Raw genomic sequence first — 17264 nt, 5'->3', positions numbered from 1 at the left:
ATCAATCCTTTCCAATGTTCCATTCGGGCCGCCCAGCAATGCCGACAGGCGGCAGATCAAGCGTCTCGTTATGGCGCTCCACGTAGTTTCGGTAGTCGTAATGGGCGCCGGGAAAGCCGAGCATCTTCCAGGAGACCATGTCCTTGTTGCCACCGTAGATCGGATCGGCGAAGAACCCCTCCATGGTGTTGGCATGGACGAGCGAAAAAAAGGACATCGAATCGATGTCCCGCATGGCGATTGTTCCATGCTGAAGATCCGTCAGCACTTGATCGCGCTGTTCGCTCGTCAATTTGGCGAAGGGCTGCTTGAAGGTGGCGGAACAGTGTTCGTTGAGGGCCGCGATGCCGATGCGGTAACGGGCACGCGGAGCAAGCGGCGATTGATCGCCCTGTTCAGGCGTCCCAGGCTGAAAAGGACCTCGCATGTAAAGCCGGTCGAAGTTGCCGAAAAAACCTGCCAGCTGCCGGTCGATATATTCGGTACAGCCTGCCTCTTTTCCGCTGATGCTAAGCTCATCGGCCGGGATCAACTGCTCGGTAATGGCACCGATCGTCTCCGCTTCCTCATCGGTGAAGAAAAACCATCGTCCGGGCGCCGCCGCCGAGGGCACATCCGGCGGACTGGCGTCAAATGGGATCCAGGGACGTTCCCCGCCGATGACGAGAGCGCTCGCCCGTTGCACGGACCCAAGGATGATGGCGACTGCCGTGGATGAGAGGAATGCGCGGCGGGTATGGCCCCGAGCACGTTTGCGTTCCATTGAAAATACCCTCGATTAACCAGTATTCGGGCGGGCTCAAGCGACAGGAGTAGGATCGAAGTGAATTGCCGCGCTCGGCAACGGAAAACATATGGCCGCCCAAGATATCTGCGACGGGCTTTGGAACTTCGGGCAGCTGCAAAAGTTCCAAGTGAACTTACAAGAATGTTGAGGAGAAAGCCATGCTCTCGAAAATCGTGGCGACCGCGCTTATTTCACTTTGCCTGGCGACGGCCTCCCTGGCGCAATCCAGCAATTCCGATGGCGCGGCCAGCGGTCAGTTATCTCCCCATTCGGAAACAAACCAGGACAAATCGGTGCAAGGCGACAACAAAGCTGGAAGGAATGGCGCACAGGACTCCAGCAAGAAGACGAAGACGGATTCGAGCAAGAATAGTGGCGGCTGCAACAATCAGGCCAACGCGATGACCTCGACGTCGGCCAACCAGGAGCAAGCGGGTTCGCAGAGCTGCGACTGATCGCTCCCGCTCATTGCCTCATGCGTGGGATCTAGCAACGGACTGCAGTCCAAACAACCAGACCATCATCAACAATGCCACCAGTCTGATCCGAACCATAAGAGCGCGTTGCGAAGACCAATGCGGCGCACGGACCATTCATTAGCGCTCCTGTCGATAGATGAGGGTCGCGGTCTTGGCCGTGCTCGCGACAATTTGGGATTGGGAACATGCCATTTCGCCGCCTGAACGGCCGCCGCCTCGTCCAGAGGCAGGATGCGGCCGGAAAATGCCATGAGGACGATATTTTCTAGCCAGCGCGCAGCATCTTGCCTGCGAGTGCGTCATTATGTTCGACCAGCCGGACGCCAATCTCTAGCTCGTGCAGAACTACGGATGAAATAAAGCATTCGGCCGGATCTACCGTTTCGTTCCAGACCGCGACATTGGGTCGGCCTTGCCGCTCGCGACCTTGCGGAGCTCGGAGACGACATTGGCATGGAGCAACAGCATCAGGACAAGTCAACCGGCTTGGCATGCTCAGCGCCGCGGGAGCGGCAAGTCAACGTCATCCGCTCCTGGCGCGGCCAGCATGTCACCGAGGGTCCGCATTTTGCCGCTAAGCCGCTTGTACTCGTCGAACGACAAGAGGACGTGCGCGGGCCGTCCCCTATCAGTGATGATCACGGGCCCAGCCTGCGCGGCCCGCTTCGCGCGCCCAAGATCCTGATTGAGTTCACGGCCTGAAAGCATGGTGACGGTCATGATAAGCTCCAAAGTTCGTGACCCCGGAATTTGTGGTTGCGCAACTACATTTGATTCGCGGAGGCCGGAATTGCAAGGGGAGTGGAAAAAGGATGGGGTTACGCTGCAAGACTAAGCTTTGCGTGCTTGAGGCGACCGTCCACGACGATGGCTCGGACCCGCAAGACCCGATGAGCGCCAATCGGTGACCAGCGCTTCTTGCGCTGCTTGTTCATGCGGGCATTGAGGAGGCTGTTGGCGACACTTTCGGTCGGCGAACTAGATATCGGCACACCGGACCGTGCGCTCAGCATGCATGGACGTCCAGCTAGGCGAAGGTTGGCGTCCGCCGAGCGGCAGAGGTGCCGCGCAAGGCGGCGGACCCCGCCTCCTTGCCACCTGTCTCTTCGGCAATCAATGTGGTCGACGACGACATGACGAGCGAACGGCGACGTCGGCAGAACCCCTTGTCGGTTTGGCGGAGCTAGCTCAAAACTTGTCGGCTACGCGAAACAGCGGTACAGTATCCCTGCGACTTTTGCACCTTGCAGAAGTATAGTATCGGACTTCACGAATTCAGCAGGAAAGACATTCGTAACTGGGATCAGCCGGACGATATCGGTTTGGGTGAACTCAAGGTTTGAAGGTCGGCCATGGCGAAGACGGTCAACAACGGCTCGGGGATTGGTCAGCATCAACAAGATCAACCATTCCTTGACACCACGGCTTACGGATCCGGACCGGACGACGCGATTTCAGACGCTACCGAGAACGCAGCCATTACCCATCATGTGGCTATGGTGAACGGGGTTTCTATTCCCTATACCGCGACTGTGGGTCATCTCGTCACCGTTGATCCGTCGAGCTCGAAGCCCGCCGCAAAGTTCTTCTATGTGGCCTTTACGGCGGATGGCCTGGACCTCACAACCCGTCCGGTGACCTTCTTTTACAATGGCGGCCCAGGTTCCTCGTCGGTCTTCCTTCTGCTCGGTTCCTTTGCACCCAGGCGCATCAGAACCAGCATGCCGGAGTTCACGCCGCCTCCGCCCTACGCCATGGAGGATAATCCCGATAGCCTGATCGACCGCAGCGATTTGGTCTATATCAATCCGGTTGGCACCGGTTATTCCGCGGCAATCGCACCTTTCAAGAACAGGGATTTTTGGGGCGTCGATCAAGACGCCGTCTCGATCAAGCAATTCATCAAGCGTTATCTCAGCGCCTTCAATCGCTGGAACTCGCCGCGCTTCCTGTTGGGCGAATCCTACGGCACGGCTCGCAGCTGCGTGCTCGCCTGGCTGCTGCACGAGGATGGCCTCGACCTCAACGGCATCACGCTGCAGTCCAGCGTGCTCGACTACCCGGCGAATTTCTCCAACGCCGTCGGCTTGATGCCGACCTTTGCCGCCGACGCTTGGTTTCACAAAAAGACCGGCATCGAGGCGCCGCCGGCGGACCTCGCTTCATTCATGGAGACCGTGACGCAGTTCGCCGAGGGTCCCTACGCCGAAGCACTCAAGGCTTTTCCGAAGGCGGATCCAATCGCGAAGGAGACGCTGAGCCGCTATCTAGGCCTTCCCGCCAATATGCTCGAGGCCTGGCGGCTGAACGTAGAGACTGCCGACCGGCTCGGCCATTCTGCCTTCCTGGTCGCGCTTCTGCAGGATCGGGGTCTGGCACTTGGCGCCTATGACGGGCGAGTGACGGGGATCGACACGGAGATCGCGGCTATCGTTTCGCCTGACGGTGGTATGAACGACCCCACCATGGCGGCCGTGGGCGGCGTTTACACCACTATGTGGAACAGCTATCTCAACAACGACCTTAAGTTCACCGCTACCTCGAACTTCGTTGACCTCAACGACCAGGCGTTCCAGTTTTGGGATTTCAGCCACACCGATCCGACGGGCGCGGTCCAGAAGCCGGACCGCCAGGGTAACCCGACGCTCTATACGGCCGGCGATCTTGCCGCCACCATGGCCGCCAACCCCGACCTACTGGTGCTCTCGGCCAACGGCTACTACGATTCGGTGACGCCCTTTTTCCAGACCAGGCTCACCTTGGATGCGATGCCGCTCGAGGACGCCCAGGTGCGCCGTAATCTGACGATCCAGAACTATCCCTCCGGACATATGATCTATCTCGACAGTGCTTCACGAACGGCCATGAAAGCCGATCTCGCTGCCATGTATGACCGTGCCGTTGGCACGCGCCGTGCGCGTCTGCGCGCCAGGGCAGAGCTGTCGCATTTAGTGCCCAATATCATCCGGCCCTATTTCAAGCTACCTGGCATGGGCACCGGCGCCTTCCGTCCGGCCGCGGCAGGCGCGGAGCCCTGGGAAGTGTCGGATCTGTGCCGGGCCTATTCCTGGCCGAGCGACCTCGCCGGCGGCGGCGTGATTGCGATCATCGAGTTCAGCGGCGGTTGGGTCCAGAAGGATATCGACACTTATTTCCGCTCGACGGGCCTGCCGGTGCCGAACATCGTCGACGTGCCGATCGGACCCGGCCACAATGATCCGAACAAGCACTCGGGTGACCCTGCCGCCGATCCCGACCGCGAGGTTGCACTCGACATCGAAGTCGCAGCCGCCGCATATTCCGTCGCCACCGGCGAAGCCGCAAGCATCCGGATCTACTGGGCGGACGCCAACGACTGGGGCTCGATGGCGACCGCCATCACCGCGGCTGCGGCCGACGGCTGTGACGTCTGCTCGATCTCCTGGGGTTCAGACGAGGCCAACTGGAAGGCGGCGGCCGCGGCAGTGGGCATCGACTATCCCGACAGACTTAGCACGTCGGCGGAGGCAGCCGCGAAGACCGGCATGATCATCTTCGCGGCTTCGGGCGACAATGATTCGTCTGACGGCGGGGCGGACTCGGCCAATGTCGATCTCCCATCCTCCTGTCCGTTCGTGGTTGGCTGCGGCGGTACCATGAAGCCTCACGCCAATGCGGAAGAGACCGTATGGAACGACGACCCCGGTAATCCAAATGGCTCGGGGACAGGCGGCGGCTTTTCCAAGCTGTTCCAGCCAATGCCGACATGGCAGGCGGGGGCGCCGCACGGACCAGGGCGCATGATACCTGACGTCTCGGCTAATGCCGCGCCATCTACGGGATACAATATCTTCGTCCACGGCCGACAAGAAGTAATCGGCGGCACCAGCGCCGTGGCACCGCTTTATGCCGGGCTGTTTGCCGCCTTCGGCCGCAAGCTCGGCTTCGTGACGCCGCAGCTTTGGCTCAACCACACATGCTTCAACGACATCACTCAAGGCGACAACGGTTATTTTCGCGCTCGCATCGGCCCTGACCCGTGCAGCGGCATCGGAACCCCCATTGCGGGCAAACTAGCCACGCTGTTCAAAGCGCCGAACAAACTGCCAGCGCGCGCACCGCGCGGCCAACGCCGAGATCCTGCGAGGAGTGAATTGCGCTCTTGATGGGATCTGAACCGACTACACCTTGTTCAAAATTCTAATGACTGACAATTCTGACCTCGGCACATAACTTCGGATTATGGTGCTTCGTCACGGCCGGCGCGATCACTAATGCCGGACGACCATCGCGGGCACTCTCATTCCACATAACCTAGGTTCTGCGACAGTGATGTTCGTAGGATCGAAAGCCATCTAAAAACGGTGTATCCGCAAACCAAAAAGCTTTTCAGAGACGACGACCACGACCACCGTCATAGCGATAGACAACGTCGATACTGCCGCCGCCTCCGGGGTAAAGTTTGTTCTGAGATAATCGTAGATCTGGATCGGAAGCGTGGCCGTTCCGACATTCTTCAACATGAACGATATAGTGAAGAGGTCAAACGAGATGATGAACGCGAACAGGCAGCCGCCGATGACGCCGGGCTTGATCAACGGCAGCATGATGCGTCTGAAGCGCGTGAATGGCCCGGCACCGAGGCTGCGGGCGGCAAGGCTCCACGACGGTTCATAGGCTTCCATCGCCGCAGACACGTTGATGAAGACGAAGGGTAGCGTCATGAGCACATGCCCGATCAGCATGCCGGCCATTGTCGTCGTGCCGATGCCGATCGCGTAGACAAAGAACAGAAGCGAGATCGCCGTCAGAACCTCCGGCAAGAGCAGTGGCAACAGCATCGCAAGCCTGACACTCTCCTTCCATCGCCCGGCATGCTGCACGTAGAACATTGCAGCCATCGTGCCGATGACACCTGAAATCAGGGTCGACACGGCCGCGATCCAAAGCGAGGTTCGGATGGCACGCCAGAAGACATCGTTGTGGAAGAAGACGACATACCACCGAAATGAGAGACCCTGCGGCGGAAAGGTCAGAAATGCCCCCGCGTTGAAGGAGGCACCGACGACCACGAGAATGGGCAGCAGTAGAAAGCCGTAGATGATGAGGCAATAGCCATTCAACATATATTTGGACATCAACTCATCTTCCATTTCATGCGGGTAAGCCGCGCGAAGATCACGACGATCACCGCTCCGGCAAGGGAAAGCGTCAGCGCCATGGCGGAGCCGAACGGCCACTGGAACGTGTCGATCAGCGCGTCGACGACGCTGACTGCCATTGTCTTCACCCTCAGGCCGCCGATCAGGGCGGGAGTCACATAGGCACTCAATGAAAGCACGAACACCAGAATGCAGCCCGCCTGGATACCCGGCATGGCCAGCGGCAGGATTACGCGCCTGAAGACCGTCAGCTTTCCGGCGCCAAGCGACCGTGCGGCCGACTTCAACGACGGGTCGATCCCCTGCAGCGCGCTCATCAACGGCAGGATCATGAAGGGCAGGAAGACGTGGACGAGCGCAATGACGATGCCGAGTGCGTTGTACATCAGCCCGACCGGACGCTCGATCAGGCCCAAATTCATCAGCGTCTTGTTGATGATGCCGTTATTCCCAAGAAGGATCGTCCACCCGTAACTGCGGATAACAATGCCGACGAGAAGCGGCGACAGCACGAGCCCATAGGCAAGGCCGCGAAACCGCATCTTCTCGCGCGACAGCTGCCAGGCAACCGGAAAACCGAGAATGAGGCAAGCAAGGGTCGTGACCAGACCGATCAAGAGCGTGTTCGCCACCTGCCGCATGTAGAACGCATCGGTCGCCAGCCTCAGGTAATTGTCGATCGTGAATCCAGGCGCATAGGGCGAGCCGTTGGCCGGGTTGCGCAGGCTCATCACCACAATATTGAGATAAGGCAGAACAAGAAACAGCCCGAGGAGCAATGCCGAGGGCGCGATCAGGAGAAGCGGATAGGCGGATCTGGTACGGCGTATCATGCGATCGTTCCCGGCACCCAGAAACGCTCACTGTCAACCTTCACCGTCACGCGATCACCCGGCTGGAAGCGGCTTCGCGGGAAGGTCTGGACGCTCAACGTTTCGCCGCCCTCGAGCACCAGCCGATAGTCGATCAGACTGCCAGAATAATAGCTCTGCGAAACCGTTGCGATGATGCCCGAGCCATCGCCCTCCGCAGCCGCAAGTTCGATGGCCTCCGGCCGCAGCAATACGGGGATGAAGCCGTCGTTTAACGGCAGGGTACCCTTGACATTCGCCATTCCAAGTGCGGTTTCGACGACCGACGTACCGTCATCGGTCCTGCCCTTCAGGCGGCCGGGCAATGTATTCACCTGCCCGACGAACTGCGCGACTTCCAGGCTTGCCGGTCGATCATAAACATCAGACGGGGCGCCATACTGCGCAATCTGCCCGCCGAACATCACGACGATCCTGTCCGACATCGTCATTGCTTCGGCCTGATCATGGGTCACATAGACGGTGGTGATGCCCACGCGCTGCTGCAGGTCGCGTATGAAGACCCGCATTTCGTCGCGAAGCTTGGCATCGAGATTGGCAAGCGGCTCATCAAGCAACAGGATACGCGGTTCGATGACCAGCGCGCGGGCAAGCGCCACGCGCTGCTGCTGTCCGCCGGACAATTGGCGCGGATAGCGGTCGGCATATCCGGATAGCTGCACCATATCCAGAACCCTGGCCGTGCGGATCGCGATTTCTGGCCGCGAAATCCTGCGCATTTCCAGCCCGAAGGCGAGGTTTTGCGCCACGGTCATATGCGGGAAGAGCGCATAGTTCTGGAACACCATGCCGATATCGCGCTTTTCAGCCGGCACATGGGAGACATCCTGTCCATCGAAGCGAATGGCGCCGGATGTGACATCCTCGAAACCGGCAATCATCTTCAGCGTCGTCGTCTTGCCGCATCCCGAAGGCCCGAGCAGCGAGATGAATTCCCCCTGTCCTATCTTGACGGAAATGCCGTTGACGGCGCGCGAGGCTCCGTAATGCTTGGTCAGCCCTTCGATGCTCACCTCGGTCATGATCGATCTTCCAGATTGTCTGTGCGGCGTACCGCAAATCTCGCTGCGTCAGGGAAGAATGCTGGACCGCCCCAACAAGGCGATCCTTTGTGGCCTGATGAAGAAGACAAAGATCATTTCATGATCTTGGCCCAGGTCTCGGCAAAGCCTGCCTGCTTCTCGTTCATGAAGTCCCAGTCCCAGGTGAGAATCTTGTCCATCACTTCACCGGAAATCGGCACGTCCTTTTTCAGATCGTCAGGGACGACAACCTTCGCATTGGTTGGCGAGACGAAGAACTGCTTCATCAGCGGCAACTGGCCGTCAGGCGATAGAAGGAAGTTGGCGTACTGGTAGGCCAGATCCTTCTCGGGGCCGTTTGCGAGAATGTTGAGGGTCTGATCGAACATCAAAAGCCCCTCTTCCGGCACGATGACGTCAATTGGAAGACCCTGGCCGCGCAGACGCGCCACTTCGCCGAAATCGAACGGAGCGACGACGAATTCTCCAGACGCGATGCCGGTGGAAAGGTTGAAATCGGCCTGGATGACCGGGCCAAGCTTTTCCAGCGCCTTGAAGCCGGCATCTGCATCATATTGATCCTTGCCGAAGATCTTGGAAGCCAGCATCAGTTCCATCTTGCCGGCCGTATTGGCAAAATTGTAGAGGCCGATGCGCCCCTTGAACTCCGGGTTGTCCCAGAGATCCTTCCAGGCTTTCGGTGGCGTCTGGACCATGTCCGTGCGATAGGCGAGGCCGATGGGCGATACCATGGCCACGGCACCCCAGCCGTCGGTCTTCTTGGCAAGCGGATAGAGGTCGGCATAGCTTGGCAACTTCGCCAGATCGAGCTTTTCGAAGAAGCCTTCCTTGCGCAGGCTCGATGCGAATGCCTCATTGGTCATCAGGATCGAATATGGCGGCTTCTGCGGCCCTGCCGCCCGCAGGTTGGCGCTCCAGACACGCCCGTTGCCCGCATCCAGCGTCACCTGCGCGCCGCTTTTTTGAGTGAAGGCCGGTGCTAGCGTCTGGCGCCAAAACTGCTCCCATGCGCCGCCGAGCGTCGGCACGACAAGTGTCTTGGATTGCGCCCATGCCGGCAGGCCAACCATGGCCGCCGCTGTCACTCCACCCATTCCGGCAAGAACCTGCCGCCTGTTCATGTTCATCATCGACGTTCCCTCAAACTGGTTCTGACTTGGTCATGCATTGCGGGGCAGGCGGCATTCCGCTTCTTGCCATCAGATCTTGCCGAAGGCCTGGCTGGTCTTCAGTGAAATGTAGTCGCCGTAGGTAATCGGCTCGTATTTGGCGGCGCCCTTTGCTGCAAAAGGCGGGAGGCATTCAATCACGGTGTCCCTGGACGGATTGAGGAAGAACGGGATGGACTGGCGACGCGTCGTTCCCTTGAAAGCACTGGGCGGATTGGCGACCCTATGCGGCGTGGACAGCCATTCATCGTTGGACCAGCGCATGAAGGCATCGCCGATATTGATGACATAGGCGCCTTCGACATTCGGTGCATCCAGCCAGTCACCCTCCCGGTTTTTCACCTGCAGTCCGCCCGGAGAGGCTTCCGAACGCAGGATGGTCATGAAGCCGTAATCGGTGTGAACGCCGGCACGGAGTTGCCCCGGAAGCGGACTCTCCTTCTGCTCAGGATAATTGATCACCCGTAGCGCCGAGAGGTGGTTTTCAAACGCCGGCTCGAAATAATCCGGGGCGAGGCCTATCGCCTCGCAGAATGCCCGGCGCAAATGGCCAGCAAGCTTTTCCATCTCTGTGAAATAGTCGGCGAAGGCCTGTTCCAGCCCTTCCGGCCTTGTTGGCCATAGATCGCCAGGCAGGCGCGGGCCAAAGTTCAGACTTTCCTTGTAATCGCCCGGTGTCTTGATGCCGAGCGTCGCCGCAAGCGCCTCGTCGGCGATCGGCGAAAAGGCAACTCCACCCTCTATCGATGTTCCCCTTCCCTGCCCGATCTTCCACTCCGGCGGCTCATCGAAGAAATCGCGAGCGAGGTTATAAAGACGGGTTGTCACGTCAGCCCTGACGCCGTGACCCGTAACGAGAAAGAAGCCGGTTCGGCGGCAGGCATCCTCGATGGCAGCGACGACCTTCCGGCCGGCTTCCGCGCCTGCGATGAATGGTGCAATATCGATGACGGGGATTGCGTCCTGCACCTCATCCGGCGCTATGATCGTCTGCATCCTGGAGCCTCCTTCCTTGATCGGCGGTGGCGGTAGCACTGGATGGGTGCCGCCGGGCGATATCGTAAAACGGGGTCAGTCGAGCCCCTTGAACGGGGCATCGCGGAACTCGAGATATTCCTTCAGCGACATCTTCTGCAGATTGCGCATCCACTCCTGCCCATCGCGACTAACATGCAGGGCGGCGATAGCGTGGACGTTGAAATCGAAGGATGTCATCAGGCCAGCGGCCATCTGCTGGTTGTTGATGGAGGACTTGGCGAACTTGATGGCGGGCACAGGCATACGAGCCAGCTTGCGGGCCAGGTTCTCGGTCTTTTCCCTCAATTGATCGGCGGGCACGATCTTGTTGATGAGGTGCATGCGCAAGGCCTCCTCGGCATCGACCAAATCGCCTGTATACATCAGCCAACGCACGTCACGGGTGGCCAGCAGCCAGGGCATGAACAGTGCCGGCGGGCCGGAATTGTGCCGCACCTCCGGCTCGCCGAACTTCGCATTATCGCTGGCGATGGCCAGATCGCAGGCCATCATCAGCTCAAGCGCACCCGCAAGCGCATAACCGTTCACGGACGCGATGACCGGGATCGGTGCCTTCCAGATGTTGAGGAGCGCCTGGGCGTTCTCCGACATGTCCGCATGCCAGTCCTCGATATCGACATCGTAATCGGCGCCTTGAAGATCATAGCCGGACGAGAATGCGCGACCCGCCCCCGTGATGATGAGCGCGTTGACCTCCTTGTCGGCGATAGCCATGGCGACGGCGCGGTCGATTTCGCGCACCGTCGTCTTGTTCATCGCATTGAGCTTTTCAGGACGATTGATGATGATCGTCGCGAATTTATCGTGGCCGTCCTTCTCGTAAAGGATCGTCTCGAAGGTATCGGAAGTGCTCATATGCTTTTCCTCTTAGCCGTGTCCTGATCCGGCATCCCTGTTCGTTTCTCGTCATTGGCCGGCGTTGCAAGCAAGGCCGCCATTTTCTTTTCAAAACGCCCGATCGACGCCATCTTAACGGGGCCGAATCCCTTGATCTCTTCCGGCAGCCGGGCAAGTGCGACGGCATGGCCGTGCGTTTCGACGGAAAGCTGTCTCGTGAGATCCTCGATCATCGCCTGATAGTCAGCGATCAGTCGCCGCTCCATCCGGCGCTCTTCGGTATAGCCGAACGGATCCAGCGCCGTGCCGCGGAGGAAGCGCAGCTTTTCCAGAAGCGCAAAGGCCGGGCCGATCATTTTCCGCGGGATGGCGATCTTCGCCGGATTTCCGGTGCGTTTGTCGATCCGCCGTGACAGGATTGGTGGCGCCAGATGATGCTTGATACTGAAGTCGCCTTCGAACTGCGCTTCGATCGCAGCCTTGAAGCTCCGGTCTCGGTGCAGGCGCGCCACCTCGTATTCGTCCTTGTAGGCCATCAGCCTGAAAGCGTTTTGGGCAACGGCGGTTGCAAACTCCTCGCCGGCCATGAGCCCGTTTTCAACCTGCCGCGCAGCATCGACCAGTGCCCGGTACCGGCGTGCATAGGCGGCGCTCTGATACGCGGCAAGAAAAGCCTCACGGCGCTCGATGATCGAGTCGAGTGTCTCGGCGGGCCTGACCTCGGCTAGATCAGCTCCCGCAGCGCCGGCGACGATATCGGGGGAGACCACCGAGCGCCGACCCCAGCCGAAGGCGGCACGGTTCATCGCAACGCTGGTCCCATTGAGTGCAATCGCTTGATCGATGGAGGCAAGGCTGATCGGCACCAGACCGCGCTGCCATGCATGACCAAGCAGGAACATGTTGGCTGCAATCGCATCGCCCATCAGCGCCGCGCCAAGCTTGGTCGCCGAGACGAGGTGAACGGCATCTTCGCCGGCTGCGCGACGCAACGTTTTGAGCGTCGCTTCCTGCTGGAAATCGATCGCTGTGTTCTGAACGAAAGATGCCGTCGGCGCGAAATGATTGTCGAGGACGGCGTGCGTGCGGCCAGCGCCAAAGGTCGATAGCGCATTGCGACCGGCCGACACTACGATGTCGAAGCCGAGCACCAGATCGCTTTCGCCTACGCCGATACGGACCGACGACAAAGCACCAGCCATCCGCGCCACGCGAAGATGCGAAATGACGGCCCCGTTCTTCTGCGCGAGCCCCGTCTGATCCAGCGTCTGCACAAAAAGGCCATCGAGATGCGCCGCCATTGAGAGGACAGCGCTGACGGTAATCACCCCCGTCCCGCCGATACCGGCCAACAGCATGTTATAGGGCTGCGCTCCGATCTCCGTCAGAACAGGTAACGGCATGTCATCGAACGTCGCTTGCTGGGCTTTCGCAGCCGGCTTTCTGATCTTTCCGCCCTCCACCGTGACGAAGCTCGGACAGAAGCCCTTGATACAGGAAAGGTCGGTATTGCAACTCGACTGGTTGATCTTGCGCTTACGGCCAAACTCCGTTTCCTGCGGCTCGATCGAGATGCAGTTGGAAACGGCCGAGCAATCGCCGCATCCTTCGCAGACCAGTTCGTTGATGAATGCTCGCTTGTCCGAGACCGCCAGCGCCCCGCGCTTGCGACGCCGGCGCTTCTCTGCCGCACAGACCTGATCGTAGACCAGCACCGTCACCCCCTCGATCTCGCGCAGTTCACGCTGCACCTGATCGAGTTCGTCGCGATGATTGACCGTGACATTGCGTGGCAAGCGGCCGCGCCAGAGCTCCGGCCGCTCGGCGACGACAGCCACTCTAGCAGCCCCTTCGGCCAGCATCTGGCCGACGATACCGGGAACAGAGACCTCACCATCGTGCTTTTGACCGCCGGTCATGGCGACGGCATCGTTATAGAGGATCTTGTAAGTGGCGTTGACCTTCGCGGCGATCGCAGCCCGGATCGCAAGCAGGCCCGAATGAAAATAGGTGCCGTCGCCCATGTTGACGAAGATATGCTTTTCATCGGTGAATTGAGAAAGCCCAATCCATGCACCGCCCTCACCCCCCATCTGGGTAAAGGTCGAGGTGTTCCGGTCTTCAAGCCCGATGACCATCATGTGGCATCCGATACCCGTCGAGGCACGGCTTCCCTCGGGCAGTCTGGTCGAGACGCTGTGCGGACAGCCGGAGCAGAAATACGGATCGCGCCTGAGTGCCGGACTTTCCGTCACGCTGGCTGCAACAATTGCCTCCATCTCCCGCGACCGGTTATCGAGATCGTCGGCCTGCGGCTCGAGCACGGCAAGGATGGCGCGCCCGACGGCCACCGCATCGATCTCACCGACGGCTGACAGGAGCGGCCGGCCCGCCGGCCCGAGCTTGCCAAACACTCTCGGCCTCTCATCGGACGGCATGTTGAAGAGCAGAGCTTTGATCTGGTCTTCCATAATCGGACGCTTTTCTTCGATGACCAGCAGCGTCTCGACGTCGGCGGCAAACCGTGCGACCCCCTCCGGCTCGATTGGCCAGACAAGGCCAACCTTGTAGAGCCGGATGCCGAGCTCGCCTGCGCGCCGCTCGTCTAGGGCGAGGCGCGAAAGCGCGCCCATCAGATCGAGCCAGGATTTACCGGTCGAGACGATGCCGAGACGCGCCTTGGTGCGCTGCCCCTGCCAGATGGTGCGGTCAAGCCTGTTGTGACGCGCAAATCTATGGACGGCAGAAAGCTTGTCTTTCAGCCGGCGCTCCATCGCATGCGGCCCGTCAGGCCAGCGAAGCGACAGATTGCCTTGCGCATCCGGATAGACGATCGCCGGATGAGCCGGATCGAGATCGACGGTTGCCGTGCATTCGACAATCTCCGTCTGGCACTTGAAGCCGATCCATGCACCCGAATAGCGGCTAAGCGCAAATCCCAGCAAACCGTAGTCGATATATTCGGCGACGCCGGCGGGCGACAGCAAGGGCACCATGACCGATATCAAGTTGTGCTCGCTCTGATGTGGCAAGGTCGATGAGACGGCCCCATGATCGTCGCCAGCGAGCAGCAGCACGCCACCATTCGGATTGGTGCCGACGGCATTGGCGTGCCGGATCACATCCATGGTGCGATCGACGCCCGGCCCCTTGCCATACCACATCGAAAAGACACCGTCGTAGCGGACGCCGGAGAACATCGCCGTCTGCTGCGTTCCCCATACAGCCGTCGCCGCCATGTCCTCATTGAGGCCGGGCTGAAAGCGGATATGGTTCTGGTCTAGATAGGTCTTGGCGCGCGCCATCTCGCGGTCGAAGCTTGCGAGCGGCGAACCACGATACCCGGAGACGTATCCGGCAGTGTTGAGGCCCTTTGCCAGATCGCGCTGTCGCTGGATCATCGGAAGACGCACTAGCGCCTGTGTGCCGGACACCAGGATTTTTCCATGATTGACCGTATACCGGTCATCAAGGCTCGGGCCTTTTTCACTGGGCAATGCGCGGGCCGTCTCGGACAGGTTCTGCATCTACGCGCGCTCCGGCACGCCCGGCAACGGCATATCGAAAACCCGGCCGGGATTGAGAATATTGTTGGGATCGAAGGCGGCCTTCAGGCGGCGCATTGCATTCACCTCGGCGGCACTTCGGCCGAGAGGCAGCCACTTCTTCTTCTCAAGGCCAATTCCGTGCTCGGCGGAAATCGCGCCATCGGCCCGGATCACGGCAGGAAGAATTATGTCGGCGATCCGCTCATGATGGTGAGTGCGGACAAGAAAATGCAAATTGCCATCGCCGAGATGGCCGAAAATATAGATCTCGGCATTTGGATCGGCCGCCGCGATCTCACGGCTGACAGCATCAAGGAAGGCCTGCATGCGGGACAAGGGCAGGCTGACATCGAAGCCGGAGACGTGGTCCATCGAGAAAATGAATTCACTGGCAGCCTCGCGAAGTTTCCAGATTGCGTAATATTCGCGCGGCGACCCCGAAACAGCCACGTCCGTCACGACGCCGCTTTCGTAGCACGCCATAAGCGCTTCGGAAAAACGCGCGTGATCACCGGCCTCGTCCTGCCCCTGCATTTCCACAAGAACGTACATCCCCGCACCTGCTGCAACAGGTGGCTGAGCACCGGTCTGCGACAGAACCCCGTTATAAACATTCGGAAAAATCACTTCGAAGGCCGACAGCGACGGGCCGAGCGTAGAGCGTAAATGTTTTAGAAGGGCAATAGCGGCACTTAACGACGGCAATCCGCAAAAGGCGTTCGCTTGCGACCGCGGCTCAGGATGCAGCCGCAAACAGGCCCGCGTGACCACGCCAAGCACACCTTCGCTTCCAACGAAGAGCTGATTGAGATCGAAGCCCGAATTGTCCTTGGGTAATCCCTTCAAGCTGGTCAGCACGGAGCCATCCGCCAGCACAACCTCAAGCCCCAGAACCTGCGACCGATACATGCCATAGCGCAGGACACGAATACCGCCCGCATTGGTGGCAACATTACCGCCAACCGTGGACGTGCCGCGCGCGCCGATATCAACACCGAAAAACAGCCCACAGCCTGCCGCAGCCTCCTGTACCGACTGAAGCGTAACGCCGGCCTGTGCGATGATGGTGGCGGCATTCTCATCCACCGGCGACAGGTTCACCATTCGCTCAAGCGAAAGCGACACTTCGTCGACTTGAGGCCTCGCCCCGCCGGCAAGGCCCGTCCTGCCGCCTTGGACCACGACGGGCTGCCCCAGACGATTGCATTCTTCAAGGATAGCGGACACTTCCGCCGTATCCGCGGGCCGGAAAACGATTATCGGGCGCTCGCCGGCCTCGTCCGTTGCGTCACCACGATAGCCATCGCCGACGTCGTCGCCAGCGAGAATGGCCTTACTATCGATCCTTCCGTCGAGCCGGCGCAGCAATTCTGCATGCCGGCCAACAGGCGCACGGGCACCTTGGGCGCTCTCCGCCCGACCAGTCGATCCGCCCAATTTCGTTCCCCTTGGTTATCTGGATCGAGGGCAGGTTATCGTCTATCCGATATTTGTCAAACCTATATTCAATTTTCAGTGGCGTTTTCGAAGCGGCCGTGGCATCTATGAAATCGAGGTAAGGGTGACAATCAATGACGCTGAAATTTGATGAGGTCGTGAGGGCTGGCATCGCCAAGCAGGTCGCGGAGAACATAAAATCCGCGATCATGGATGGCCGCCTGAAAATCGACGAGCGGCTTCCCACGGAAGAGGATCTCGCGAGAAGCTTCGGCATATCGCGGCCGACCGTGCGTGAGGCGCTAAAACGTCTGGCAGCGCAAAATCTCATCCATTCAAGGCGCGGCCCGCTCGGCGGAAACTTCGTCAAACGGCCGGATCCGGAAGGGCTTTCCAAGGCGATCACCGCAGCAGCAACCCTGCTAGTCGGCATCGGCGCCTTCGATATCCACGAGATTATTACGGCCCGCCTTGAGACGGAGACGATCTGTTGCAGGCTCGCCTGCGAAAATCACGGCGCTGCCGATCTGGAACGAATGGCGGCGGAGATCGAGATCCAACGCGATGAGACGATCAGTGACGAGGACTTCTGCGCATCCGACGTGCGCTTTCATCGCGCGCTGGTGGATTCCACCTGCAATGGCCCGCTGAAGCTGATGATGTATACGGTGATCGAGTCCTTCATCCCCATAACCAACATGATCGTGTTCCGGGTTCGCGAGCGCCGCAAGGTCGCTGGCTTTCACCGGCAGATCATGGAGGCCGTCGCCAAGCGCGACACCGAGACGGCGACAAGGGCATTGGCGGACCTGCTGGCCTACATTCGCAACAGCTACGCAGCCGCGATGGACGCACGCGACAGGATGAAGGCGGCGCCTCAGACCTGAGAAGGCGAACGGCCGATTTCAAGTGT

General features: G+C 59.7%; 12 protein-coding genes and 3 pseudogenes. 3 read left to right on the top strand and 12 right to left on the bottom strand.

Features of this window, described 5'->3' with window-relative positions; genetic code table 11:
- Position 1: 1 nt before the first annotated feature.
- The gene (locus tag FBZ97_RS26235; RefSeq protein ID WP_113396189.1) at positions 2 to 763 is read right to left on the bottom strand and encodes a gluconate 2-dehydrogenase subunit 3 family protein; all 762 of its coding nucleotides are present in this window, start codon (positions 761 to 763) and stop codon (positions 2 to 4) included.
- A 182-nt stretch (positions 764 to 945) separates the two neighbouring features.
- Between FBZ97_RS26235 and FBZ97_RS26230 the strand changes: the two genes are divergently transcribed.
- Complete coding sequence (locus tag FBZ97_RS26230) at positions 946 to 1242, top strand: hypothetical protein (RefSeq protein WP_145322841.1); 297 nt, start codon at positions 946 to 948, stop codon at positions 1240 to 1242.
- 194 nt (positions 1243 to 1436) lie between these two features.
- On the opposite strand, the pseudogene FBZ97_RS34810 reads toward FBZ97_RS26230, so the two are convergent.
- The 3 pseudogenes from FBZ97_RS34810 to FBZ97_RS26215 form a co-directional block, all read right to left on the bottom strand.
- A pseudogene (locus FBZ97_RS34810) lies at positions 1437 to 1734 on the bottom strand (type II toxin-antitoxin system VapC family toxin); the annotation flags it as partial.
- A pseudogene (locus tag FBZ97_RS26220) lies at positions 1734 to 1986 on the bottom strand (type II toxin-antitoxin system Phd/YefM family antitoxin). The pseudogenes FBZ97_RS26220 and FBZ97_RS34810, both read right to left, overlap by 1 nt.
- A gap of 98 nt (positions 1987 to 2084) precedes the next feature.
- Positions 2085 to 2264: pseudogene (locus FBZ97_RS26215) on the bottom strand (ISKra4 family transposase); the annotation flags it as partial.
- Between the two features lie 354 nt (positions 2265 to 2618).
- Between FBZ97_RS26215 and FBZ97_RS26210 the strand changes: the two are divergent.
- Positions 2619 to 5411, top strand: a complete 2793-nt coding sequence (locus FBZ97_RS26210; protein WP_145322837.1) for a S8 family serine peptidase — start codon at positions 2619 to 2621, stop codon at positions 5409 to 5411.
- A gap of 189 nt (positions 5412 to 5600) precedes the next feature.
- Here the strand turns inward: FBZ97_RS26210 and FBZ97_RS26205 are convergent, their stop codons facing one another.
- The 8 genes from FBZ97_RS26205 to FBZ97_RS26170 all read right to left on the bottom strand — a co-directional run bounded on the left by FBZ97_RS26205 (position 5601) and on the right by FBZ97_RS26170 (position 16351).
- Positions 5601 to 6383, bottom strand: a complete 783-nt coding sequence (locus FBZ97_RS26205) for an ABC transporter permease (protein WP_145322835.1) — start codon at positions 6381 to 6383, stop codon at positions 5601 to 5603.
- Positions 6383 to 7240, bottom strand: coding sequence for an ABC transporter permease (locus tag FBZ97_RS26200; protein WP_145322833.1), 858 nt, complete (start codon positions 7238 to 7240; stop codon positions 6383 to 6385). Before FBZ97_RS26200 ends, FBZ97_RS26205 begins: the two co-directional genes overlap by 1 nt.
- A complete protein-coding gene (locus FBZ97_RS26195) occupies positions 7237 to 8301 on the bottom strand; it encodes an ABC transporter ATP-binding protein (RefSeq protein WP_145322831.1) in 1065 nt (354 codons plus the stop codon). Before FBZ97_RS26195 ends, FBZ97_RS26200 begins: the two co-directional genes overlap by 4 nt.
- Positions 8302 to 8414: 113 nt before the next feature.
- Positions 8415 to 9452 (bottom strand): extracellular solute-binding protein, encoded by a 1038-nt coding sequence (locus tag FBZ97_RS26190; RefSeq protein ID WP_145322829.1) that lies wholly within the window; start codon positions 9450 to 9452, stop codon positions 8415 to 8417.
- A 69-nt stretch (positions 9453 to 9521) separates the two neighbouring features.
- Positions 9522 to 10487, bottom strand: a complete 966-nt coding sequence (locus FBZ97_RS26185) for a 2-oxoglutarate and iron-dependent oxygenase domain-containing protein (RefSeq protein WP_145322827.1) — start codon at positions 10485 to 10487, stop codon at positions 9522 to 9524.
- A 75-nt stretch (positions 10488 to 10562) separates the two neighbouring features.
- The gene (locus FBZ97_RS26180) at positions 10563 to 11384 is read right to left on the bottom strand and encodes an enoyl-CoA hydratase/isomerase family protein (protein WP_145322825.1); all 822 of its coding nucleotides are present in this window, start codon (positions 11382 to 11384) and stop codon (positions 10563 to 10565) included.
- Positions 11381 to 14893 (bottom strand): indolepyruvate ferredoxin oxidoreductase family protein, encoded by a 3513-nt coding sequence (locus FBZ97_RS26175; protein ID WP_145322823.1) that lies wholly within the window; start codon positions 14891 to 14893, stop codon positions 11381 to 11383. Before FBZ97_RS26175 ends, FBZ97_RS26180 begins: the two co-directional genes overlap by 4 nt.
- Entirely contained in the window at positions 14894 to 16351 is a 1458-nt protein-coding gene (locus FBZ97_RS26170) for an FAD-binding oxidoreductase (RefSeq protein ID WP_145322821.1), read from the bottom strand.
- 134 nt (positions 16352 to 16485) lie between these two features.
- On the opposite strand from FBZ97_RS26170, the gene FBZ97_RS26165 reads away from it, so the two are divergent.
- Positions 16486 to 17238, top strand: coding sequence for a FadR/GntR family transcriptional regulator (locus tag FBZ97_RS26165; RefSeq protein ID WP_069614894.1), 753 nt, complete (start codon positions 16486 to 16488; stop codon positions 17236 to 17238).
- Positions 17239 to 17264: the final 26 nt, after the last annotated feature.

The sequence above is a fragment of the Rhizobium sp. ERR 942 genome, assembly GCF_007828395.1.
GTDB classification, from domain to species: domain Bacteria; phylum Pseudomonadota; class Alphaproteobacteria; order Rhizobiales; family Rhizobiaceae; genus Rhizobium; species Rhizobium dioscoreae.
Note: the sequence above shows the minus strand (reverse complement) of the source record. Positions and strands in the feature narration are given on the sequence as shown.

Excerpts from the sequence above, each read along its gene's own strand:
- FBZ97_RS26235 (WP_113396189.1), bottom strand. The coding sequence starts at position 763 with ATGGAACGCAAACGTGCTCGGGGCCATACCCGCCGCGCATTCCTCTCA.
- FBZ97_RS26230 (WP_145322841.1), top strand. The coding sequence starts at position 946 with ATGCTCTCGAAAATCGTGGCGACCGCGCTTATTTCACTTTGCCTGGCG.
- FBZ97_RS26210 (WP_145322837.1), top strand. The coding sequence starts at position 2,619 with ATGGCGAAGACGGTCAACAACGGCTCGGGGATTGGTCAGCATCAACAA.
- FBZ97_RS26205 (WP_145322835.1), bottom strand. The coding sequence starts at position 6,383 with ATGTCCAAATATATGTTGAATGGCTATTGCCTCATCATCTACGGCTTT.
- FBZ97_RS26200 (WP_145322833.1), bottom strand. The coding sequence starts at position 7,240 with ATGATACGCCGTACCAGATCCGCCTATCCGCTTCTCCTGATCGCGCCC.
- FBZ97_RS26195 (WP_145322831.1), bottom strand. The coding sequence starts at position 8,301 with ATGACCGAGGTGAGCATCGAAGGGCTGACCAAGCATTACGGAGCCTCG.
- FBZ97_RS26190 (WP_145322829.1), bottom strand. The coding sequence starts at position 9,452 with ATGATGAACATGAACAGGCGGCAGGTTCTTGCCGGAATGGGTGGAGTG.
- FBZ97_RS26185 (WP_145322827.1), bottom strand. The coding sequence starts at position 10,487 with ATGCAGACGATCATAGCGCCGGATGAGGTGCAGGACGCAATCCCCGTC.
- FBZ97_RS26180 (WP_145322825.1), bottom strand. The coding sequence starts at position 11,384 with ATGAGCACTTCCGATACCTTCGAGACGATCCTTTACGAGAAGGACGGC.
- FBZ97_RS26175 (WP_145322823.1), bottom strand. The coding sequence starts at position 14,893 with ATGCAGAACCTGTCCGAGACGGCCCGCGCATTGCCCAGTGAAAAAGGC.
- FBZ97_RS26165 (WP_069614894.1), top strand. The coding sequence starts at position 16,486 with ATGACGCTGAAATTTGATGAGGTCGTGAGGGCTGGCATCGCCAAGCAG.